The following is a 22,839-nucleotide window of genomic DNA, read 5'->3' as shown; positions in this document are numbered from 1 at the left end:
GATTCACGGCTCCTTTTTTTGTTTATTTTTTTCCGCCCCCCGCAACAGGAACAAGCTGAAGCAATTTCGACTCGGCCCCTTGCAGTGTGACGTGCAGCTCCGTTTTCTCACGCCATTCTTCACCAGTCCACAGATCCGTCACGCGGAAGCCGGACTTCCCTTTGTTGTCCATGGCAGCCCGCTCGAAGGAGATCGTCCGTTCCACCGGCTCGTTCGTGAAATTGAAGATCGCGAGATAATATCCCCCGCCGTCTTTTAAGATGTAAGCGTCCGCCGCTGCCGTTCCGGTGTTGCCCTCCATCGGCCGGAATGCTAGCCCTTTCTTCGCCACCGCATTCACCGCCGGGTTCACCAGCAGCTGCTCCATATATTCCCGGGCCGTCTGATTCGCCACATCATCCGAGTTGAGGAACACAGTACCGGAAATCGCCGCCGCGTTCACTCGGGTTTGCGCTCCAAGCAGCGAGCCGCCCTTCTCCAACGTCATATAGTCCGGATCCGTGTAGCGGTAGATGGTTCCGTTTTGCCACCACCCGTAGGTCAGGTTGTTTAACTGGTATTCCGTACTGCCCAGCGAACCGTCAACATCGCAGGAGATCCGCCGGCTGTGCGCGTATTGGCTGGGGAACAGCGGCGCGATCGACGCGCTGATGAACATCGAGCCGTCCAGCGCATCCACAATGTAAGCCATTCCTTCGTTATAAGCCTGAATACCAGTAAAAACTTGCGGGTTAAAGTGTTGGCCTTCCAATGCGCCATGGCTCAGAAAATCCAGCTTAATATACTCGAAGCCGTGCTCCTTAAAGCGATTCATATAATAGTCGATACGCTGCTTCGTCCCTGGATGGGTCGGATCGACGGCATAGGCGCCGTCGATCTTCGGCAGCGGATTCCCTTGCGCATCGCGAAGAACGATATCGCCATAGGTATATTTTCCGTCCGTGCCTTCCACAGTCTGGTTCAAATTATCGCCCCAGTAGACGAACGGGCCGTAATAGATGCCTGCTTTTTGACCGTTCGCCTTAATATAATCCACCAGCTGCCCCAGTTGCTCATCGTTCATATTATCCCAGTACGAGTCGAGGTTCATATACAGCTGACCTTCGTTATTAAACGACTCTCCTTGCAGCTTCTCCTTAAAGTAATTGGAGGTTTCGATCACTTGATCGTAACTTAATTTGCTGCCGACAGCTCCCCAGCTGTTCCAGCCCACCGGAACCCCTTGCGGAACACCGGGACCAAAAGCCAGCGGCGGGGCTTCCACTGCATTTGCCTGACCATAGGTTTCCAAACCGTCCCGATAGTCGGTAAAAAATCCAACAAACACCTTCGGAGAAGCAATCGTCGTCCCGCTGACCTTGGCATGCGGCAGCGAATCGTGCGTGGAAGCAAGAGAAGTGAAGCCGCCATATACGTTCAGCTTGTTCAGACGGTCATTGGATCCGCTCCAATAAATGCCGGTTTTCCACGTATCATGGCTAACCGAACCCACCACAAAGCCGCGACGGCTGTCGTTATCGAAAATGGCCGTCAGTTCCGAGCTTTCATAATTTTGATTGTTTAGATCCGTGTTGATCGTCTTGGACAAATACCGCGACCATGCATCGTTATCAAAAGGAGCTACCAGCACCCGGTTGTCGCCATATTGGCCGATATCCACGCCGCCGCGGTGATCCACAATCAGCGGGGCAATATAGTTCGTTGCGAGCGGCGTATCTTGCTCGGCAATAACTTGAGTGAGCAAGTAATCCTTCTGCTCATAGATATAGTAGATTTGCTTCAGGGTCGGCAGACCTTCCTGCCTGTTGTTCACCGTGACCTTGATCCCTTTGCCGCCACGGTCGTGGAACCGCTCCACCTCTTCCAGCTTGAACTCATGCTTGGCGTAATCCTTGCTGGTTAAGTACTGGTCCAACTGAATGGAGCTGTACGCCCCTTGGATCTTGGCCTCTTCACCGCGATTTTTCCAGCTGTACGCCGAGAGCCCATTTTCCGTATTATAGAGCAACTTCAGACTGCCGCTGGTTACGCTCATCCCTTTCGCGTGCCGGGTAACGGCAATCGGCCCGTATTTCACCGTACTGAGCGGCGCACCAAGCTCCAGATCTTCACCGTTCCCCGGATCGGTTCCCGGCTCCGAGGACGTGACGAAGGTCAAGCTGATTTTGTCCAAATCCGGAGCATATCCGCCGTCATCGTCAAAAGACAACGTATTATCGCCCGCCTGTAAACGGACCTCAAAGTCGAATACGCCCACCGTATTCCAATCCTTCGTCGCCGGCGGCGAGAAACGCTCCCGCTCTCCGCCATTTACGCTGACCATAAACGAACGGGGATCCCCGGAAATATAGGACAAGCTTAGCTTATAAACGCCTGCCTCCGTTACATTCACCCCATTAAACTGCATCGCCGAGCCTTGGTAAAGGTTGCCTACTTTTGCCCCGCCGGAGCAGGTGTCGCAAGGAACCGGACCGGCTTTGCCGGAGTAGGTATTTGCCGCCGCCTCCGCCTCAAACGTATAAACCGCCTCCGTTGCTTGCGTGCTTCCTGCTTCAGCGGCCGCCTGTTTTGGGGCGATCTGCGCGCCACCTGTCAGCGAACAAGCCAATATCGCAATCAGTACATATCGGAGCATTGCACTCCACCTCGACCTCTTCCCCGTACCCGCCTTCACGAATCATCCATCCTTTCATCGATAAGTTCGATTACGAACCCCATGTTAAAATAGACAGCGCTTTCTTTCTATAACTCAAAATGCCGATTTATAGCGGAAATTAAAGTTCTTTTCCAATTTCGATGCAAACAAAAAACAGCCTGCCGTCCTTATTAGGACTTTCAGGCTGTCTGCAAAAGAGAAGGATGGAACTAAAGATCCAGCCGCGTTCTTAACGCCGTAATATGAGCAAGATGATGATTTCCGTGCCAAGCGTAGTTTCCGAGGTTGTAGGCCAAGCTCGTCGTTTTCCCCGATTCGGGATGGTGGAACGAACGCTCAAAATCTTCCTCGCTCAGCGATCTCAACAGGTGGGTCCAGCGACGATGCAGCGCTTCCAACAGAAGCAGTGAAGCTTCGATGTCTCCCTCGTAGTCGGGCAGCTTCGCCCAACGGTCTTCGTGATAAGGCCGAATCGTTGGGGTCTCTTCAGTTAGCGCCAGTTTAAACCGGGTGTAGGCATTGATATGGCTGTCAGCCAGATGGTGCACAACCTGCCGCAGCGTCCAGCCGCCCTCGCGGTAAGGAAGGTTCAGCTGATCTTCACTTAATCCGGCCACCGCCTGCCTTAATCGCGTCGGCAGCGTCTCGATTTCACGTATCCATTGATCTCGCTGTGCCGCCGTAATCTCGCCTGTGAAGGCATACTCGCCTATCGGATATCTAGGGTCCATGTCTGGTTCGCCTCCTGATCAGGAATTAAACTGCCACTTTCACTTTCTTATTGATTCATTTATACCTGATCAAGCTGACATTGTCGATAACCTATTCCATACGATTAAAGCTTAGGACTTGTCCTTTGGGCTATTCTCTGCTACGATTTTGGCGCAGGTTAAACTATGTTTAAATGTCGAGGAGGGGACGAAAATGGAACATTCTAAAGAATCCGGCATTCTGCCGTTGCCGCTCAACCTGAAGTTGCAAAATGGGAACCAGATGGCTGTCCATGCGGCGTTATTATGGGGTACCGATCATCTCGTCCTTGTTGACACCGGGGTTCCCGGGCAATTGGATGTGATTCGCGAAGGGTTGGAGCAAGCAGGATTCTCCTTGGATCAACTGACCCATGTGATCATTACACATCAAGACCGCGACCATATCGGCAGCCTGCCGGAGCTGATCCGGGCGAAGGAAGGGAAGTTGGAAGTGTTGGCCCACGAGGAGGGGATTCCGTATCTGGCTGGTGAAATCCCGCTGATTAAATACGGAATCAAAGCCGAACCGGTTAAGGTAGATCGGGCGCTTCACAATGGGGAGAAGCTTCCATTTGGCGGGGGACTAACCGTAGTGCACACCCCCGGTCACACGCCTGAACATATCAGCTTGTATCATCCTTCCAGTAAAACGTTGATCAGCGGAGATGCGCTGACCTCAAGCGATGGAACGTTACAACCACCCGAAGCGAAGTACACGCAAGATTACCCTCGGGCCCTTCAGTCGGTTGCAAAATTGGCCGCGCTCGATGTGGAAACCGTGATCACCTATCATGGCGGCGTATGTACCGGGGCGGTTCAAGAACGGATGAAGGAGATTGCGGCAGGCGTAAAATAAACCGTTCGCGGCAACAGAACCGCTAGATATCCCCTACCGGAGTTAAGCCGGTTAACCAGTTTAATTCGCTGTCTTCCATAAAACGCGACGGCCAGCTTCGGTCGTCCTCGCCCCAATCGGCAAACGTGCGGACCGAATGGTAAAAAGCTTCGATCCGCTCGGCCGTTGGCTCTTGCAGCATTTGTTCGATCAAATACAGGAGGTTCTCCGGTCGAGCCGGGGCTGTACATTTCTGTTCTCCTCTTCTTTTATCTGCATCCGTCCAGTGGATTTAAGCCAGCACTCGGTCCCCCCGTGGATTCGGGCGGGATATAACAAGGAATTCCACCGCTTCAGCGGATCGGTTCATGGCCTGATGCGGCATATTCGGCGGGATCTCAAGCCCTTCATGCGGATGAAGCTCGTATTGGATTCCATCCAATTCGAGATGCAGACAACCGGACAGGACGAAGAAAAACTGCTCCGCCTTTTCGTGAAAATGCCGGACTTCCTGGCTGTCCGGGGGCATTTTCTCATGGATAATGCTGCACTCCTCCCGATCCACCAGCCGCCAACCGTCGCAATTTCCGCCCCACACATAATGCTCTGCGTTCTGTTTACTGATCACTTCATCTCCATCCTCTCTGCGATAAAATGACGCAGCCGTGCATCCTCCCACTTATACAGCGTTAGCAGCGTTTCATAGTAAGCTTGGCGTTGTCGTTCATTGTCTTTTTGCAAATACGTTAGATCCATAAAGTTGCTCGTCAGCCTTCCGCCCGCTGCAACGGTCTGGCCGTAACGCCTTCATGTGTCATTTGCACTGGCTGGATTCGCCCTTCCTCGTCAAACAACATGCGATCCATGCAAACTACGCGATGATTCGCATCGGTTTCATTAAGCGGCCTACGATGGTAAACGATGTACCACTCGTCGCTGCCCGGAATTTGCAGAAATCCATGATGCCCGGCACCGGTGGCGATGGCTGGATCCTGCTGCAGAATCTTGCCCACGCGCTTGAACGGCCCGATCGGTGAATCGGACATAGCATAGGCCACGGAATAATCCGGTCCGGTCCATCCCCCTTCCGCCCACATAAAATAATAAATGCCGTTACGCTTAAACATGCAAGGCCCTTCAACATAATGGTCCGGAGTGATCTCCTTGAACGTGGTTCCATCCTCGAATGTGTCCAGATGAACCATATCCTCGGTCAGCTTTGCCACATTGCAATGTCCCCAGCCCCCATAGTAGAGGTAAGCGCTTCCGTCATCATCGAGAAAAACATGAGGATCAATCGGCTGCGCTCCAAAATGAAACCGATCAATTAACGGCTTGCCCAGCGCATCCCGGTAAGGCCCTTCCGGCCGATCAGCCACCGCCACGCCGATGCCGCCCAGCTCCTTGTCGCTTTGGATGTCATTCGCCGCAAAGTAGTAGTAGAACTTACCACTTCGTTCGATCGGCGATGGGGCCCATAACGCTCGCCGCGCCCAAGCGATGTCGTCCATCGTCAGGATGCGCTCCACCTTCGTCCACTCCGTCAAATCCGTAGAGTAGAAAGCATCAAAAAAGGTCTGTTCATCATAAGGGGCCGAGTACGTCGGGTAAATCCAATATCGATCCTGAAAAATCCTCGCTTCCGGGTCCGCATACCAGCCTGGAAATACGGGATTTCCGGATCTCTTGATCTGCTCTTCGTTCATGGGGCTCCTCCTTTGCTTAATGGCTTGTATGGATATCTAAGGCTATATTCGCCGCCGGGGAGATCCAGACCTGCCTACATGAATTAAGAATACAAAAACCGCCCTGCATATGCAGAGCGGTTCCTAAGCGATAAGATGTTAATTCACGCTCATATAACGGTCGTAGGCGTCGGTGCGGATTTTCAGCAGCTTCTCCAAGCCCATGGCGTTCAGCTGCTTCACGTAAGCATCCCAGCCTTCGTCGATGCCGCCTTTGGTTACCCACTGGGCGCGCATCGTTGATACATAGGTATCGATATCCGTAGTTAGGGTTGGGAGCTCCTGGAACTCTTCAGCCGTATACATCACATTCGGGAATGGCGTAGTCACGTATTCGCTGCCCATTTTGTCGATCTCCAGCTTCAAGCCGTCGCCCGCTTTCGGGTTAAGAACAATGTTCTTCTCGAAGGAAGGGCTGACGTATTTCGGTCCAAAATCCCGCAGCGATTGCTCCCAGTACCAGGCATCTGCACTGGTTCCGGCCGGTGGATCCATCAAAGTATAGGTCCCATCGTCATTCTTCTGAATGACCGTACCGATCGCACCCCAGAAGTTCTGGATGCTCGCTTCGTTCATATAGAACTGATCAGCCCAACGGGCGGCCACTTCCGGATATTTGCAGGAAGTCGTAATCAACAGCTCGTTACGGTTAAAGCTCATGCCGTTGGGATTCCCCGGATTGTACCGCTTCCCGTCGGGACCTGCAATCGGCGGAATGGCGATATACTGATCACTCCATTTGCCAAATACCGCATCCGGCGTCCATTGGTTCGTAAATCCAACAATCGGAGCATCCGCATTTTGCTGTTTCGCCGACGTCATCGTCGCATCCTGAGTGAACAGCTCTTTGTCGATCAGGCCTTCCGCATACAGCTTATGGGCATATTTCAAGCCTTCCTTGTACTCCTCGCTGGTTGGATAGAACACCGGTTTACCGTCCTTCACCAGCATATTAGTGGCGTTGATATCAGTAATGCCAAAAGGATTCAGGAAATCCGGAGACAACCCTGTTTCGGTATACGGAATTTCGTCCGCCTTCCCGTTGCCGTTCGGATCCTGCTCCTTAAACGCTTTCAACACGTTGTATAGATCATCAATCGTGTCCGGCACTTGGAGTCCCAATTTATCCAGCCAAGCCTTGTTGATGACCGGCTGGTTTTTCGTTTTTGGACGCGACGGCAACCGGGTTGGCAAGGAATAGATTTTGCCATCCGGGAACGTACTGATCTTCTTCAGCTCCGGTGTCTCGGCCATTGCGGCTTTGAGGTTCGGCATGTATTGATCAATGTACTCGTCCAGTGGACGAAAGTAACTTAAGTTATTCACGATATCGGAGTCGGAGAACGTCTGGTCGCCCAAAATAATATCCGGCAGCGTACCGCTGGCCAGCATAATCGACTTTTGTTCGTTCCAATCGTTGGAGGATACGACCTGCCATTCAATTTTGACGTTCGTACTCTTCTCCAAATCCTTCAGCCACTGATTCTGGGTAAACGTATCGCCCATGTTTCCCCAACGCATCGTTAACACTTTCAGCGTGACCGGTTCATTGACAATCGGCAGCCCCTCTTTATTAAAAAGGCTCGTATCGCTTGGCGCCGGACTTCTGGAATCCGCAGATTTACCGCCGCCGCACCCCGCGAGGCTAAAAGCAAGCGTTCCCGCAAGTATAAGCGAGGTCCATTTTTTGACTAATAATTTACCAGAATGTTTGCTCATTGCTCGTTCCCCCATTCTTAGATTGTACCATGCCTTACGTGTCCATCTAGCTCTTGACCGCGCCGATCATCACCCCCTGATTGAAATACTTCTGCAGGAAGGGATATACGCACATGATCGGGACGGTAGCGATAATAATGACGGAGTATCGCATCAAATTGGCGAGCCGAAGCGCGATTTGCGCCGCTTCTCCGGTTCCCATGCCGGACTGCATCTGGTTGGTGATCAGGATGTTACGCAGGATAAGCTGCAGGGGGTGCAGGTCTGGATTTTTTAAATAAATCAAAGCATTGAAGTAAGAGTTCCAGTAACCCACTGCGATCCATAACCCCAGGACGGCAATGATCGCCTTGGACAGGGGCAGCACAATTTGGGCGAAATATCGGAGGTTTCCGCAGCCGTCCATTTGCGCCGCCTCCCACAAATCCTCAGGAATGCTTGATTGAAAGAACGTCCTTGCCACGATGATATCGTACACAACCACGGAAAACGGCAGGACCATCACTAGAAATGTATCGTATAGATGGAAATCCCGAATCGTCAGGAAGGTCGGGATCAACCCGCCGCTGAAAAACATCGTAAAGATGAAAAATAAAGAAAGGAATTTTCGTCCGATCAAATCCTTCCGCGACAGCGCGTACGCCGCCGACACGTTCACGATCAGGCCAATAGCCGTGCCTACTACCGTATACAATATCGTGTTTCTGTAGCCAATCCAAATATTATCGTGCTTCAGCAGCTCCTTATAGCCATCCAGAGTAAACCCCTTGGGAAAAAACCACACCTGCCCGTTCGCCACTGCTGAAGGATCGCTGAAGGAAGCAATCACGATAAAATAAAGCGGATAAATGATCACAATCAGAAACAGCACCGCAAAAACATAGAGCAGCACTTCCATCACTTTGTCGGAAGACCGATTGTTGATGGGCTGCACGGCTGGACTGGATACAGAATGGGCTGTCTCCATTTTCATCTCTTTCTCCCCCTTTCCTACCACAGGCTGTTCTCACTGTATTTCTTAGAGATCTGGTTCACTAGAATCAGCAGCAGGAAGTTAATCAGCGTGTTAAACAGGTTGACCGCCGAGGAGAAGCTGTACTGGCTGCTTAGCAGGCCGATCTTGTAAATGTACGTAGAGAGAATTTCGCTTGCGGTAATATTCAAGTCATTCTGCATCAGGTAGACCTTCTCGAACCCAACTCCCAGCAGGCCGCCAACCCGCAAAATGAGCAGCGTTATTGCCGTCGGCATCAGCATCGGAATATCGATGTAACGGATTTTGTGCCAGCGGCTGGCTCCGTCAACGGTTGCTGCCTCGTACAAGCTGGGGTCCACTGTAGACAATGCGGCGATGTAAATGATGCTGTCCCATCCCACATGCTGCCACACATCCGACCAGACGTAGATGCTGCTGAACCAGGCGGCAGAGCCAATGATGTCGGGGGCTTCTCCTCCGAACAGCTTGTAGAGATTCCCCACTAGGCCAGTACTCGGGGAGAGCAGAATCAGGATCAACCCTACCATTACAACGGTAGAAATGAAATGCGGCATATACGAAACGGTCTGAAAGAAACGGCGGAACCGGTTTGCCCGCATCTGATTCACCATCAACGCCAACACAATTGGAATTGGAAACGTGGCGATACTGTATAAGCTGATGATGATGGTGTTCCGAATCGTCGCCTTAAATTGATATGAGTGAAAAAATTTCTCAAAATGCTTAAACCCTACCCAAGGACTGCCGCCAATGCCCAGCGCCGGGCTGTAATCCTTGAACGCAATGGCCACGCCGTACATCGGTTTGTACGCGAATAACAGCGTCAGCACCACCGCAGGCAACAGCAGCAGGTAAAGTCCCCGATTTCTTTTGATTTGTCCAAGCGTTCGCCTTAGGCTCACTGCGCCGGATTTCATTTCATCCCCTCCTTCTTCTTGATTGTCTAAACTCCCTAGGCATGCCTTCCGCCTACACGGCGGCTTTCATGTCTTGAGTATAGCGCTGGGCCGGGGCGTTTATCGGACTCCAAGTCGGCAGTAAACGGACTTCTGTTCATAGGCTCTCGTGATTTTGAAGCTTGTCCCCTCAATAAGCAGCAGAAGGGAATATCAGAATCCGGACTTGATTTGACGCTTTCCGGACTTTCCGATGTCGTGGGATGGATTCGGTCTTCTTTTTCTATAGGAAGGAATTATAATAGGGTTAACACCAATGACAGCGCATTCATGGATGTTTTCACATCAGTCAGAACAAGCTAGTTCCGGCAGGAAGAGGCGAGGGGAACATGGTCAAAAGAGCGAAAAACAAACAATATCCAATTCGGCACTACGTGAACATCATGTTTCTGATCTCCTTCATCGTCCTGATCCTGGATTTCGTGATCAGCTTATCGGCAGTATCGATCGTCAAGCAGCAATCCACGCGGTTTCTGCAAGATACGGCGGATTTGTACATCAACCGGATCAACCATGATTTCGCTTATATTAACCACTATACGGGCTGGACGTTGGCGAACGATGAGAACTTGCAGGCGATGAACGATCATCCGATGAACAGCGTGGCGTTTTTTGAGGGGAATGAAAATCTGCACAAACGTTTTAATGAGCTGCAAAAAAACTACGGCCAGGAATACAATTTCTTCGTGTATTTAAAGAACCAGGATTTCTTCCTTAACTGCGCGCCAATCAGCATCCCGTATTCAGATTACTTGGAGCTAAAGGAACAGGTTGTTGCCAACGTAGAAGCGGGCCGGGACGTTTACGAGAAAATTTACTCCAAGTGGACTCCCGTTGAAATTAACGGCAGGCACTATATTACCAACATCGTCCCGTATCACGACAGCTACATGATCAGCCTGGTGTCAGCAGATCAACTGATTCGTCCTTTACGTGAACTGAATCTCGGCAAGAACGGGTATGTCTCCCTGGTGGATGATCGCGGTCAGGCCTTAACCAGCCCCATCTCCAATAACGGCGCATGGATGGATGAGGATCGACGCTCCTCATTTTTTCAGAACTTATTCAAGGGCGGAACGACGGTGAATGGGGAGTTCACGGACGCGACTTTTCACGTCAAGCTGGTCATCCAGTTTGGAACCTTCGAGAAAATCATGATCGCCCAGCTGCTAATTCTTCTGCTCGCGGTCATGATCACCTGCAGCCTGGGATTCATCCTGCTCTATTTCCGCAACAAAGTCCTTCTACCGATCAAGAGCTTCTCCTATAATCTGGCGTTTTGGACGGAGGAAGGGGAGGTGCTGGCCTTCGAGAGCAGTAAGATCGTCGAGCTGGAAAGAGCCAATAAGCAATTTATGAACCTGGTCGACCAGATCAAGAAATTTAAAATCGACTTGTACGAACGGGAACTGGAGAAGCAGCGAATCCAATTGGATTATATGAAGCTGCAGATTAATCCGCATTTTTTCCTGAATTGTCTGACGAATATTTATAGCATGGCGCAAATGCAGCTGTACCGGGAAATCGAGCAGATGGCTTTGTCCACCTCGCGGTATTTCCGTTACATCTTTCAGAACAACGGGAATTTCGTAAAGTTAAGAGACGAAATTGAGCATGTGCGGATTTATCTAGATATTCAGAAGCACCGCTATCCTGATGCACTGGTCTATTCGATCGATGCGGAGGAAGATTGGGCTGAGGAGGTGCGAATCCCGCCGCTCGTCCTGCAGACTTTTGTGGAAAATGCCGTTAAATATGCGGTGTCCCGGATTTCACAAGTACACATCGCGCTCTCGGTGCGATGGGAGCGTGCGAGGAGCGAGGATCGCATGACGATCCTAATTACCGATACCGGGCCCGGATTTCCACCGGAAATTCTGGAGTGTCTGCAGAACGGCACCCCCTTGGATCAATCCGCTGGCAACCATATCGGAATCATGAATACGCTGAAGCGTTTGGAGTCTCTCTACAACGGGGATGCAGTCGTATCGTTCTCCAATCGGGAGAACGGCGGTGCATGTGTGATCTTATCCCTCCCAGCAGAAGTTGGGATGAACAGGAGCGTGGCAGTATGAACGCATTAGTTGTGGATGACGATGTTTATGTTGTCGCTGCTTTAGAGAAGAAAATCGAATGGAAGGCGCTGGGCATTGATAAGCTCTATACCGCAAACAACGTCGCCCTGGCTCGCGACATCCTGCAACAGTACCCGATACAAATCCTGATCTCTGACATCGAGATGCCGCAGGGGAGCGGGCTGGAGCTGCTCGCCTGGATTCGGGAAGAGAATTACAACGTTCAAGCGATCTTCCTGACGAACTATGCGGATTTCAATTATGCGCAGAAAGCGATTGAGCTGCAGAGCTTCGAGTACTTCTTGAAGCCCATCGAGTTCGATAAGCTGATGCTGATCCTTCGTAAGGCGATCGCCCGAGCCGAGGAACAGCAGCAGCGGGAGAAGGCGATGCAAGAAGGGGTACTGTGGCAGCGAAATCAGGCCAATCTCTTGGAATATTTCTGGCGTAAGCTGGTGAGCGCAAGCCTTACCGCCCCACTTAAGCCGGCAGCGGTGATTCAGGCGGTGGAAGATCAGCAGCTTGCCTACCTTCCGTCCGATATCCTCCAGCCGGTGCTGATTCACGTATTCCCATATAGCGGCAGCTTGGGGCGGGAGGAAAAAGGACTGTTCGATTTTGCCCTTGGGAATGTAATGAGCGAGCTGCTGCATCATTCGCAGTTTACCGCCGAGACGATCCTGGAGGTGAAAGAGCATCAATGGATGGCTATCCTCAAGTGGAATGCTCCGCCGAACCCCAGCGTACTTGCGGAATTGTGCTCTGAAGGGATTCGCCGAGCCAACGCCTATTTGCATTGTGATGCTTGCTGCTTAGTGGGCCTCTCCGATCAGCTGGAACGAATTGGCCACGCGCTGCACCAGCTGCTGATGATGAACGAGAGCTTAACCAAAACCCGCAACCGAACCTATTGGGCAGAGCGCGATGATTTGAAAAAGCAACCAGTATATCATCCCCCGAACCTGACCCGTCTGGAGGAGCTGCTTCATCAGAACGATTCGGCTTCGTTCCTTGCCGAGACGGCGAGATACCTTCGCGACTGCTTGGACCGCAAAACGCTGGACACTTCCAGCCTCGCCTTGTTCCGTCTGGATATTGTGCAACTTGTCTACGCCTTCTTAAAGTTAAAAGGAATCGAAGCGCACAAATTATATGCGGCACGGGCCAATGAGCAGCTGTTGGCGCAGTCACTCCATTCGATCGAAGACATGCAGGAGTATGTCACTTACTTGGTGAATACAGCCATGGCTTATCGGGATTTTGCGGCGGAACCGAAATCCGTTGCTGAAGAGATCAAGCAGTACATCCACGCCCATTACGGAGATGAGCTGACCCGGAACGATCTCGCGGAGGTTGTCTACCTCAACCCGGATTACCTCGCCCGTTTATTCAAGAAAGAAACGGGGATTTCGCTGGGCAGTTACATCATCCGAGTCCGGATCTCCGTCGCCAAGCAGCTGCTCGAAACGACCAAACTGTCCGTGTACGCTGTCGCCAACCAAGTTGGCTATGCCAACTACTCCTACTTCTCCAAGCTGTTCAAGCAAGAGGTCGGCGTCACGCCCAACGATTACAAGAAGAACCCGCGCAGCGCGGAGCGATGGCGGGTGGCGGAGCGGGCTTGATGGCACGCCAAGCGCAGGAAGAAGGGCCTTTCCGACTGTTGGATAGGCCCTTCTCCTTGATTTATTTTGACTTTTGCACCTTAAACGTAAATTTCCATTCCGCTGTATTCCCGGAATATCGGCCTCGATTTTCGGTGACCTTTACCTTAAGTGACTTGGTGATGTCCTTGGTCACCGAGGACACTTTCACCGTTGCGTTAGCCGAGCCGCTCTCGGGGATTTTGTCCTGCTCTTCCGCATACGCCTTTAACTTTAGGCTCTCCGATGATTTAAGTTTCAAAGTAACACTTGAGCCTTCTTCGATCTCTTTGCCATTCACCAATGCCGTGGTATACCACTCGTTACCCACGTGACTGTTTTCCACCAGTTCCACGCGGACGAGCGTCACCTTGAGCTTCACCGTGCTGGTCGCAGCCGATACAGGTTGAACCAAGCAAAGTAAGATCACGGAAAACATCAGGAAGAGTTTTAGTGCTTTTTTCATTGAGAGTGCCTCCCTCAAAGCATATTACTGAATCATTCAACCCGCCTCAGATTTGCTTCGATTTTATTTTCCAACCTAAAGCAAGAACCGCTCCAGCGCGCCCGTATCTGTAATGCTATGGTTGCAATCCCCGTTCTCCAGATAGACATATTTTCCGTAAATGGAGAAGTTGTCTGATGAAGCATGGGAGGACTTGGTCTTCACCGAGAAAAAAGGCAAGCTCTTAATGCCAATTGCAGAACAGACCTTCATCATCCCGCATTCATTTGACTATTGCCCAAGTCTGTTATAAGCTAACAATAGTCTAATTAGACTATTGAGTCGAGATAAAGGAGTTAAGCTGATGATCAAGTCATTTTTAATGTTAGGTCAGTCGAATATGGCGGGTCGTGGATTTTTGCATGAAGTCGATCCGATCTATAATGAGAAAATCAAAATGCTGCGCAACGGGCAGTGGCAGATGATGACGGAGCCGATCAATTACGACCGTCCGGTCTCTGGCGTTAGCTTGGCGGCATCCTTTGCTGATGCCTGGTCAAAGGCACATCCCGATGAGGAAATCGGGTTGATTCCTTGTGCGGAAGGAGGCAGCTCCTTAAAGGATTGGCATCCGGAAGGTACCCTGTTTCAGCATGCCTTATCCGAAGCCCGCTTCGCTCAGCAGTCCAGTCAAATCTGCGGGATTCTTTGGCATCAGGGAGAAAGTGATAGTTATGGTTCACTTCATGAAACCTACTACGAGAAATTCGCCTTGATCATTGAGACCTTGAGAAACGAGTTAAATCTGGATGATGAAGTGCCGCTGATCCTTGGCGGGCTTGGGGATTTCTTAGGAAAAACCGGGTTTGGACAGCACGCGACGGAATATCAACAAGTTAATGAGCAATTACAGCGTTATGCCAACACGCATCCAAATTGTTATTTTGTAACGGCAGCGGAATTAACCGCGAATCCGGATGGGATTCATATCGATGCGGTTTCGCAGCGTAAATTTGGCTACCGGTATTTTGAGGCTTTTTCGAAAAAACGTCATGTCCTGGAGCCCCTTCCGGGAGAAGAACAGTCGCTGAACGTGGAGCGTAACTATTCAAAAAACGAACTGATTTACCTCCATAGCATGGATTTGGCATTGGGTAAAATCACCTACGCAGAATTCGAAGCTAGGATGGCGAAGGTGATGATGCCTTGATCCCCTTACTGATCCTTGGCTTACTGATCCAGAATCCCGGCGCTCACGGCTACGAGCTGCTAGCCCTCATGGAACAACGCCATTACAAGTACATCGTTAATTTCACCAAGGGGTCGTTTTATTACAATCTGCAGCAGCTTGAAGAGAAAGGTTGGATTGAACAGATCCAGCAAGAGTCCACAACCAGCAGACGCGAAACGCGAAACTACAAAATCACCCCCTCCGGAAGGGCAGAGTTCGAAAAGTTAATGGTCCAATACGGCACCAAATCGGAGTATGTGAACCTGCAATTTTATGGAGCGCTTCTGTTTGCTGATGAATATGACAAAGACAAGCTGCTAGAGCTGATCCAGTCGCAAATCGATCAGACCAAATCCCGAATTGCACTTTTGGATGAATACCTGTCCAGTACGCAGGAGATTCCGGGCACTCTCGATTACTTCCGCCTCATGAACGAAAACTCCCGAGCCCATCACTTGGTTAACCTGGAATGGTTTGAACGATTAAAAACAGAAATAACAAGAACCCCAAGGGCTTAGATGACTTTCATCTGAGCCTCTGGGGTTCTTGAACATTCCTCGTCGATACTGTCTAGATTGACGAACGCTCCCCCTTGTTCATCATGCCTTCACACTGCCGAGGACAAGGCCGCTCGTAAAGTATTTCTGTAAGAAAGGATAAACGGCCAAAATAGGAAGTGCTCCCAGGAAGAGTTGAGCGGCGCGTCCCGTTCTTACATTCATCATCGCCAAGAGCTGTGTATAATCGTTGTTGGATCGCTGCATAATTTGCTCGAAATTCAGCAACAGCGTCTGTAAATAGCTTTGCAGAGGGTAATTGGCGGTGTCGTTCATATAGATGATGCCGTCGAACCAAGAGTTCCAATGACCGACGATGCTAAATAATCCGACGGTGGCCAGCGCCGGCTTTAAGACTGGCATTAGAATTCGAATCAGAATTTGCAAAGGCCCCGCCCCATCGATAGTGGCCGATTCCTCGATCTCTTCCGGCAAGCCCCGAATGAAGTTCATTAATATAATCATGCTGAAAACTGGAAGCGCCCCCGGCAGAATTAAAGACCAAATGGAATCGATCAGCCCCGCTTTGACAACGATCAGATAATTCGGAATAAGCCCTCCGTTAAACAGCATGGTGATCACGAAAAATCCCATATAGAGCCCGCGCCCCGCTACTTTCTCTTTGGATTTGGACAGAGGGTAAGCGGTAAGCACCATTAATACAAGATTCACAAGCGTCCCTAATAGGACGCGCTGGACAGATACCCATAAGGCTTGAAAAAACTCCCCGCCTTTGATCGCAAACGCATAAGCCTTTGTATTGAAATCAACCGGCCAAAAGGCGACTTCCCCCGCCGAGACAGCAGCACTGCCGCTGAAAGAGACGGCAAGCAGGTTCACGAAGGGCAGAATACAAAGCAGCGATGTTAATATGAGGATCACGTAGTTTACCGCTTGAAACAGCCTACGTCCCGGACTGCGGTCTAATATCATCGAATAGCCTCCTTTTCCCCGCTAAAAGATTCGATAGCCGGCAACCCGATCCGCCAAGAAATAGGACAAGGCGACCATCACGCAGGAAACAACCGATTTAAATAAACCTACTGCGGTTCCCACGGAATATTGCGCTTGCTGGATTCCGAGGCGATATACATAAGTGTCGATAATGTCACCGGATTCATAAACAGCCGGGGAATACAGGTTAAATATCTGGTCAAACCCTGCGTTCAGTACATTACTCAGGGATAATACGGACATGAGCACGATGGTAGGAGCAAGCAACGGCAAGGTGATATAGAGCGTTTGCTTCCAGCGTCTCGCTCCATCCATGACCGCAGCCTCGTACAAACCAGGGTCAATGCTTGTTAAGGCCGCTAAATAAACGACGGTTCCAAACCCAAATCCCTTCCAGATATCCGTCACAATCATGGTCCAAGGAAAGATGGAGGGACTACCTAGAAAAGAGATAGGGCCCACCCCGAATAAGCCGAGAAACGAATTGACAATCCCTTCCGAGCTCAGAATGTCAATCATGATACCCGCCATGATCACCCACGACAGGAAGTTCGGCAAATAAACCAACGTTTGAAACGTTCGTTTAATAAACGTATGAGCTACTTCATTCAGCAGCAATGCAAAGATGACGGGGACGACAATGCCGCCGATAATTTTGAAGATGGACATGTACAGGGTATTCCAGATCGTTCTTATAAAATTCGGCTGTTGAAAGACGTGGTGAAAATTCTCCATGCCGACCCAGGGGGAGTTGAAACCTAGCCCAGGATTATAGTCCTGAAAGGAAATAATTAATCCGTAAAAGGGAAGATAGCTGAAAATAAAAACCAGAACCACTCCCGGGATGAGCATGAGATGGAAGGCTCGCTGACGCCATAATTTGTTGAGCATGATTTGATCCTCCGTTCATTGCCCGTACATTTCGTTAACGGCCTCAGTTACTTCGTTACCGCCGGCTGTCCGCCAGTTTTCAACTACCTTATCGAAATAATCAATGCTTTCTGCACCCATGATAATTTTGGTAAAGCCTTCCGTGAGGATGTCATCCAAGGTCGATCCATACTTGACGAGCACCTCGGGCGGAGCGCCCCACAACGCGGTCTTGATATATTGTTCGTTGTCAAGAATAGACTTGGCAAGACCGTACGCTGGCTTCGGGCTGCCTTGTTGAAGATAATCACCTGTAGCCGCTGGAGTTCCGTTTTTCTTGAACTCTACGCTGTTGTTATACTTCTGCCACATCCCGCTTGTCGTGAATTTGCTCGTGTCGTTGGTTTTCAGCGCTTCACTCACATGCTCGAACTGGGTATAGTCGGTTTCCGGGTTAATAATTTTGAATGCCCCGGTAACGTGAGCAATATCATTATCCAAAAAGGCAGATAAGGTTTCGGGATCCTCATTCTGTGCTCCTTCATCCAGCATGTAGGCATAGAAATTGAGTAATTTGATAACCGCTTCGGGATTTTTGCAGTTCTTATTAACTACCGTATAAACTCCGTTGGCAAAGAAAATGGAATGCGCGGCTGGCTTCCCGTCGACGGTTGGAATATTGTACGGATAAAATACCGCCTCTTTGCCCAAGTTGGTGACGACGTCTACACCAGGGTTATATCCCCACCATTGATAATAAGGTTGGATGCCTGCCTTGCCTGACACCACACCTGCGTTCATAGCGCTAAAGTCTTTAATGGCGAATTCCGGATCAATGATGCCCAGTTTGTACCATTCCGCCCAATCGGCCAGGGCGTTCTTCATCTCGGGTTGAATCGTTCCGTATACCAGTTTCCCGTCTTCGCCCGGGATCCACATATCCGGGTGAGCCCCCCAACCGACGGCCAGAAGATTCAAATAATCGAGCGTCTGATCCACGGCCATGCCGAATCCGCCATAGGCTTCTTTAAATTTAAGCGCGATATTCTTAAGGTCGTCGATCGTCTTCGGGTCCGGCAAACCAAGTTCTTCTTTCCAGTCATTGCGAATCCAGATGTAATCCGGCTGATCAATGATCCCCCAATGCATCTGAGGAATCCCGTATAATTTGCCGTCTTTCATTCCCGATTCATAACTGGAGCGATCGGCTTCCATATAGCTTTTTACACGATCCGAGGCATACTTATTGAACACTTCGGTTAGATCCATGATCATATCCGCCTTAATCAATTGCTGCAATTGAGTCGGATTGACATGGAACACATCGGGAAGCTTCTTGGAGGATATCGCCAAATTTAATTTCGTATCATACTCGTCGGTTACCCAATCCGTTACGACGTCAATATTGAAGCGCTCTTTATACGCTCGCGTCCAGATGTTCTTGGTCATATCATCGCCATCAGGAAATTGCGCAGAAGCATATTCGGCACGAACGGTATGAAGGGTGACCGTTTCTTCGTAGGAGCCAAACGCATAATCGACTTCTCCTTTTTCATTTGTTGCCTGTTTAGGTTCTTCTCCATTGACAGCAGGTTGACTCGAATTTGTAGAATTACTGCAGGCCGATACCAGTACAAGAACAAAGGATAAGGATAAGGATAATAAAACGGAAACTAGCTTTCTGTTCATACTTGCCCCCCTCATGAGTATGGAATACTTTCGCCTATATTGTAGAAGAAGCGTCAGGCCGCAAGAAATCAACGAAAATGACGATTTGATGTTAGATTCTTTACGTCTTGTGCGCAGAATCACCCAAGGATTTTGAAAGAAGTAAAAATGATATAAGCAAAGTAAAAAAAGTGTTATTCCGCCTAACCCGCAGTCATGGAGGCTAGATCTTACGTTAAATTCGGAAGAACCATGCGGATGGTGGTGCCTTCCCCCCACTTGCTCTTCAACTCAAATCCATGATTCTCTCCATAATGAAGCTTAAGACGCCGCATCACATTATAAAGTCCAATATTTTGGGCTTCCCCCTTCTCCGCATAGGCCAGTGAATCGGTAAGAGAATGGAGGGTTTCATCGTCCATACCGACGCCATTATCTTGAATGGTGATCGAGATATCGTTGCCCGAACGCTCGACGTTGATCGTGATCGTACCGCTCTCCTCTTTCCATGCCAACCCGTGGAAAATCGCATTCTCCACCAACGGCTGAAGAATCAGCTTTGGAATGCGTTCATCGAGGGTATCCTCGTCCGCTTGGATTTCCAGTCGTATTCGGTTGTAGTAGCGTACTTTCTGGATGATCATATAATTGCGCAGGTTATCCAGTTCCTGGCGAACCGTAACCAATGCGTCTTCGGAACGAGCGGCATAAAACAGCATCTCGATAAGCGCATCCGTCATCTCCACGATTTTGTTCGCTTGCTGCATGGAGGCAATCCATTTCACAGATCCCAAGGTATTGTATAGAAAATGAGGATTGATCTGGGACTGCAACGCGCGGATTTCGGCGGTAGCCTTGTCCTTCTCCTCTTGTTGGATCCGTTCGACAAGCCGTTTTAATTCATGCGACATTCTTTGAAACCGAGTAGATAGATGTCCGATTTCGTCATGAGAACGAATCTCTTGCACCTGATCAAATTGCCCCTTCTCGACCAGCAGGATATTTCTCATCAGTTTTTTTAGGGGATGTGTAATCACAGTAGATAATAGAATGGAAACGATCGCGAGGAAGATTAACATCAGCGTAGCCAGCAAGTATAGGTTGTGTCGTAATAGATTTCCCTCCGCCGAGAGCTCTTTCTTCGGCATATAGAGATAGGTCGTCCAGCGTTGACGTTCAAATCGGCTGGCGACCATAAGATGATCCGTCCGGTTAGGCCGAATCGTCTCTGAAAATTTCTGACCAATTAACGAAAAATCATTGTTATATATGATGTTGTCCGATTCGTCCACAATGGTGAATCGCTTCCGCAACGACTCTTGCAGCCGATTGCTGGCAATCTCAATGACGTCGAGATCAATACTAACGACCATGAAGCCAAGCAGAGTCCCGCTGTCCGTATCCAAGATCTTGCGAACATGCGAGATGGCCAAGGTGTTGTTTTGAGTCTGTCTGTCGATGTGAGTATCAAGGATCATCATTTTACTGGTGGAAACTTGAAAAGATTGAAACCACTCTTCTTGGGTCGGACGATAACGGTAGTTATAAGGCTGATTGGTACCAACAATCAGATCCTGCCCGCCGTTTAGATTGTATACATAGATGGAGATTTCTTGATCTTTCATCATGATGTAGTTCATCAGCATGCCATAGACTTCATTTTTGTTCTGTTCGCTGTCGTCTCGAAGAAACTCTTGGATCGGGTAAATTTTCTCTGTGGGATGATCCGGGTTGTTCATTCCAAAAGTCGTTACCAGCGAAATCTTCTCAATTTCCTTAAAATACTCGTCAATGCGGATATTCGTCTGTTTGGCGACTTCCATCAATAATTCCGTATACTTTCGTTCCAATTGATTTTGGGAAGAGAAATAGGAGATGACCGTCATCACCAAGATCGGCACGATGATGACCGTTAGACAGATAATCACGATTTTCGATTTAATGCTAACGAATGGTAAGCGCTTTCTCATCGATTCACACAGAGCCCCTTTCCAAGTAAAGTCGGTGGGATTATCCGCGATATTCCTCAGGACTCATACCAACAAATTTCTTGAAAATTTTGCTGAAATACGGATAATTGCGATACCCGACCTTCTCGGCTACTTCCGATATTTTATATCTTCGATTCTCTAATATCGATTTGGCGCGTTCGATTCGCACTCGGGTCAAATACGAAATGAAATTCTCACCTTTTTCTTGCTTGAAGACCCGACTGAGATACGAGGGATTGACGTTGATCTGATTGGCTACGCTAATGAGCGAAATCTCTTCGGCATAATTTCGGTGGATCAAATCAGCCGCCAGATCCGCATAGCTTCTCTCCGGTAACGGATAATCCGTGGCGATGCACTGCTTCGCATATTCCAGAACTATACGGTGGATCTCATCCCAGCTCTCTGCGGTCAATACCGCTTCATACGGCAGCCTTTCCACCTGTGGCAGCCGACACGTGCACTTGGAGAAACCTTCGGTGCTGATGATCTCGGCTAATCCCATATAGAACTCCCGAATTTCGCGCTCGCTTGCCTCCTCAGCAACTAGATTTCGCCGTATCTCTAGGAGCGCGTCTGCCAGTTTCTCCTCCTTACGACTCTCTAATGCATTTCGAAATTCCGATTTCCATTCCTCCAACGGTAAACCAGACCTTTTCTTTGATCCATGGTTCATTTTAGGGGTTTCATAAATCAAAATTTGACCGGTTCCCCAAAAAAATCGGCTTTGTAGGGCTTGATCCGCTTCGCGGTACGCCGTTCTCAAGCACTTTAAGCTTGGGATGATCGAACTTACACCTACAGAAAACGTGACGTTCATAAAATCCTTCATCGCTTGTTGAATATCCCTGCATAATTGATGGACCTCTGAAAGCTCGGACTCACTTTGAACCGTATTGATGATGAGTAAATAATCGGAGGAGCTTTCAATGACGACCTCCTTCTCCCACTTTCTCGGAATCATCTCTTCCAAAATATTAAGAATGGAAAAACGCAGCAGTTTCTCGTCTTTCTCAACGTACTTCTTACGCACCCTTTCAAAATGGTCCAGACGAAATTTTATCACCCGCAATTCGGCGGAACGAACGCGGACATGAAGCTGCTCAGATTTCATGACCGCTTCATTGACCTCCAGCAGCCCGCTGATCCAGTCTTTGAACAGATTTTCTTTAAGATACGAAAGGCTTTCCAAATAACTTACCGCCGGTTCGTTTACACCGGATGAAGCCCTCTCGGCCAACAGCTTCTGCCGAACGCCCTCCAGTAATTGAACCAATCCCTCCGGCGTAATCTCATTTTTGATCAGATAATCGACAGCCCCCAGTTGCATCGCTTCTTTCGCATAACTAAACTCATTAAAATAGCTTAGAATCACGAATTTGCAGCCTGGAATCACCCTTTGGGCTTCGCGGATCAACTGCAAACCGTCCATTAGAGGCATCTTGATATCTGTAATGATTAAGTCAGGCTGAACGCTTCTCGCCAGCTCCAGCGCTTCTTTCCCATTTGATGCTTCTCCGGCGAGACAGAATCCCTGCTGCTCCCATTCAACCATCGAACGGATCCCCATGCGCATCAATAACTCATCGTCAACAATCAGGAGTTTGAACATCATCATCACTCATTTCCATCTCTAATCCTCCTCGATAGCGATACTAGAAAGCATTTACATCTTGATTTCTATCTTAATGGGTAAAAATTACAGTTCCCATGGTAATTATGGTGCCGCAGTTGCAAAATATTGC

General features: G+C 49.5%; 21 protein-coding genes. 5 read left to right on the top strand and 16 right to left on the bottom strand.

Translation table 11 applies throughout. From position 1 onward, the window contains the following. Positions 1 to 22 precede the first annotated feature (22 nt). Positions 23 to 2,635 (bottom strand): carbohydrate-binding protein, encoded by a 2,613-nt coding sequence (locus tag M891_RS0109420; RefSeq protein WP_232228320.1) that lies wholly within the window; start codon positions 2,633 to 2,635, stop codon positions 23 to 25. A gap of 230 nt (positions 2,636 to 2,865) precedes the next feature. Next, positions 2,866 to 3,387, bottom strand: coding sequence for a YfiT family bacillithiol transferase (locus M891_RS0109415; RefSeq protein ID WP_016311006.1), 522 nt, complete (start codon positions 3,385 to 3,387; stop codon positions 2,866 to 2,868). Between the two features lie 193 nt (positions 3,388 to 3,580). On the opposite strand from M891_RS0109415, the gene M891_RS0109410 reads away from it, so the two are divergent. Then, positions 3,581 to 4,264 (top strand): MBL fold metallo-hydrolase, encoded by a 684-nt coding sequence (locus M891_RS0109410; RefSeq protein ID WP_028538644.1) that lies wholly within the window; start codon positions 3,581 to 3,583, stop codon positions 4,262 to 4,264. A 22-nt stretch (positions 4,265 to 4,286) separates the two neighbouring features. On the opposite strand, the gene M891_RS25315 is transcribed toward M891_RS0109410, so the two are convergent. The 7 genes from M891_RS25315 to M891_RS0109375 all read right to left on the bottom strand — a co-directional run bounded on the left by M891_RS25315 (position 4,287) and on the right by M891_RS0109375 (position 9,621). Continuing rightward, positions 4,287 to 4,457, bottom strand: coding sequence for a hypothetical protein (locus M891_RS25315; RefSeq protein WP_157268784.1), 171 nt, complete (start codon positions 4,455 to 4,457; stop codon positions 4,287 to 4,289). Positions 4,458 to 4,535: 78 nt separating this feature from the next. Beyond that, positions 4,536 to 4,871 carry a cupin domain-containing protein gene (locus M891_RS0109400; protein WP_028538643.1) on the bottom strand — a complete coding sequence of 112 codons (336 nt, stop codon included), beginning with the start codon at positions 4,869 to 4,871 and terminating at the stop codon, positions 4,536 to 4,538. Beyond that, a complete protein-coding gene (locus M891_RS26000; protein ID WP_255315315.1) occupies positions 4,868 to 4,999 on the bottom strand; it encodes a hypothetical protein in 132 nt (43 codons plus the stop codon). The genes M891_RS0109400 and M891_RS26000 overlap by 4 nt, the downstream gene beginning before the upstream one ends. Positions 5,000 to 5,010: 11 nt before the next feature. Then, the gene (locus tag M891_RS0109390) at positions 5,011 to 5,949 is read right to left on the bottom strand and encodes a glycoside hydrolase family 43 protein (RefSeq protein ID WP_036699900.1); all 939 of its coding nucleotides are present in this window, start codon (positions 5,947 to 5,949) and stop codon (positions 5,011 to 5,013) included. Positions 5,950 to 6,087: 138 nt separating this feature from the next. Further along, positions 6,088 to 7,707 carry an extracellular solute-binding protein gene (locus tag M891_RS0109385; protein WP_028538641.1) on the bottom strand — a complete coding sequence of 540 codons (1,620 nt, stop codon included), beginning with the start codon at positions 7,705 to 7,707 and terminating at the stop codon, positions 6,088 to 6,090. 46 nt (positions 7,708 to 7,753) lie between these two features. Continuing rightward, the gene (locus M891_RS0109380) at positions 7,754 to 8,680 is read right to left on the bottom strand and encodes a carbohydrate ABC transporter permease (RefSeq protein WP_232228319.1); all 927 of its coding nucleotides are present in this window, start codon (positions 8,678 to 8,680) and stop codon (positions 7,754 to 7,756) included. A 17-nt stretch (positions 8,681 to 8,697) separates the two neighbouring features. After that, a complete protein-coding gene (locus M891_RS0109375; protein WP_028538639.1) occupies positions 8,698 to 9,621 on the bottom strand; it encodes an ABC transporter permease in 924 nt (307 codons plus the stop codon). 368 nt (positions 9,622 to 9,989) lie between these two features. Here M891_RS0109375 and M891_RS0109370 point away from each other — a divergent pair, with 368 nt between their 5' ends. Together M891_RS0109370 and M891_RS0109365 are read left to right on the top strand one after the other, a co-directional pair. Then, a complete protein-coding gene (locus M891_RS0109370) occupies positions 9,990 to 11,735 on the top strand; it encodes a sensor histidine kinase (RefSeq protein ID WP_028538638.1) in 1,746 nt (581 codons plus the stop codon). Beyond that, positions 11,732 to 13,360, top strand: a complete 1,629-nt coding sequence (locus tag M891_RS0109365) for a helix-turn-helix domain-containing protein (RefSeq protein WP_028538637.1) — start codon at positions 11,732 to 11,734, stop codon at positions 13,358 to 13,360. The genes M891_RS0109370 and M891_RS0109365 overlap by 4 nt, the downstream gene beginning before the upstream one ends. Before the next feature lie 61 nt (positions 13,361 to 13,421). Here the strand turns inward: M891_RS0109365 and M891_RS0109360 are convergent, their stop codons facing one another. Both M891_RS0109360 and M891_RS25310 read right to left on the bottom strand, forming a co-directional pair. Beyond that, the gene (locus M891_RS0109360) at positions 13,422 to 13,844 is read right to left on the bottom strand and encodes a hypothetical protein (protein WP_028538636.1); all 423 of its coding nucleotides are present in this window, start codon (positions 13,842 to 13,844) and stop codon (positions 13,422 to 13,424) included. Between the two features lie 75 nt (positions 13,845 to 13,919). Further along, entirely contained in the window at positions 13,920 to 14,096 is a 177-nt protein-coding gene (locus M891_RS25310) for a hypothetical protein (protein WP_174844475.1), read from the bottom strand. Between the two features lie 91 nt (positions 14,097 to 14,187). Between M891_RS25310 and M891_RS0109350 the strand changes: the two genes are divergently transcribed. Both M891_RS0109350 and M891_RS0109345 read left to right on the top strand, forming a co-directional pair. Continuing rightward, positions 14,188 to 15,033 carry a sialate O-acetylesterase gene (locus M891_RS0109350; protein ID WP_016311000.1) on the top strand — a complete coding sequence of 282 codons (846 nt, stop codon included), beginning with the start codon at positions 14,188 to 14,190 and terminating at the stop codon, positions 15,031 to 15,033. After that, complete coding sequence (locus M891_RS0109345; RefSeq protein ID WP_016310999.1) at positions 15,030 to 15,572, top strand: PadR family transcriptional regulator; 543 nt, start codon at positions 15,030 to 15,032, stop codon at positions 15,570 to 15,572. Before M891_RS0109350 ends, M891_RS0109345 begins: the two co-directional genes overlap by 4 nt. Before the next feature lie 81 nt (positions 15,573 to 15,653). On the opposite strand, the gene M891_RS0109340 is transcribed toward M891_RS0109345, so the two are convergent. From M891_RS0109340 to M891_RS0109320, 5 genes are all read right to left on the bottom strand, one after another. Beyond that, the gene (locus tag M891_RS0109340) at positions 15,654 to 16,544 is read right to left on the bottom strand and encodes a carbohydrate ABC transporter permease (protein WP_016310998.1); all 891 of its coding nucleotides are present in this window, start codon (positions 16,542 to 16,544) and stop codon (positions 15,654 to 15,656) included. 21 nt (positions 16,545 to 16,565) lie between these two features. Next, positions 16,566 to 17,456 (bottom strand): ABC transporter permease, encoded by an 891-nt coding sequence (locus M891_RS0109335; protein WP_028538635.1) that lies wholly within the window; start codon positions 17,454 to 17,456, stop codon positions 16,566 to 16,568. Positions 17,457 to 17,471: 15 nt separating this feature from the next. Continuing rightward, on the bottom strand, positions 17,472 to 19,124 hold the full coding sequence (locus tag M891_RS0109330; protein WP_036699895.1) for an extracellular solute-binding protein: 1,653 nt from the start codon (positions 19,122 to 19,124) through the stop codon (positions 17,472 to 17,474). Between the two features lie 209 nt (positions 19,125 to 19,333). Further along, positions 19,334 to 21,073 carry a sensor histidine kinase gene (locus tag M891_RS0109325; RefSeq protein WP_028538633.1) on the bottom strand — a complete coding sequence of 580 codons (1,740 nt, stop codon included), beginning with the start codon at positions 21,071 to 21,073 and terminating at the stop codon, positions 19,334 to 19,336. A gap of 40 nt (positions 21,074 to 21,113) precedes the next feature. Then, on the bottom strand, positions 21,114 to 22,712 hold the full coding sequence (locus M891_RS0109320; RefSeq protein ID WP_028538632.1) for a response regulator: 1,599 nt from the start codon (positions 22,710 to 22,712) through the stop codon (positions 21,114 to 21,116). Positions 22,713 to 22,839: the final 127 nt, after the last annotated feature.

Origin of the sequence: Paenibacillus sp. J14, assembly GCF_000518465.1 — a bacterium.
Lineage (GTDB): Bacteria > Bacillota > Bacilli > Paenibacillales > Paenibacillaceae > Fontibacillus > Fontibacillus barengoltzii.
Note: the sequence above shows the minus strand (reverse complement) of the source record. Positions and strands in the feature narration are given on the sequence as shown.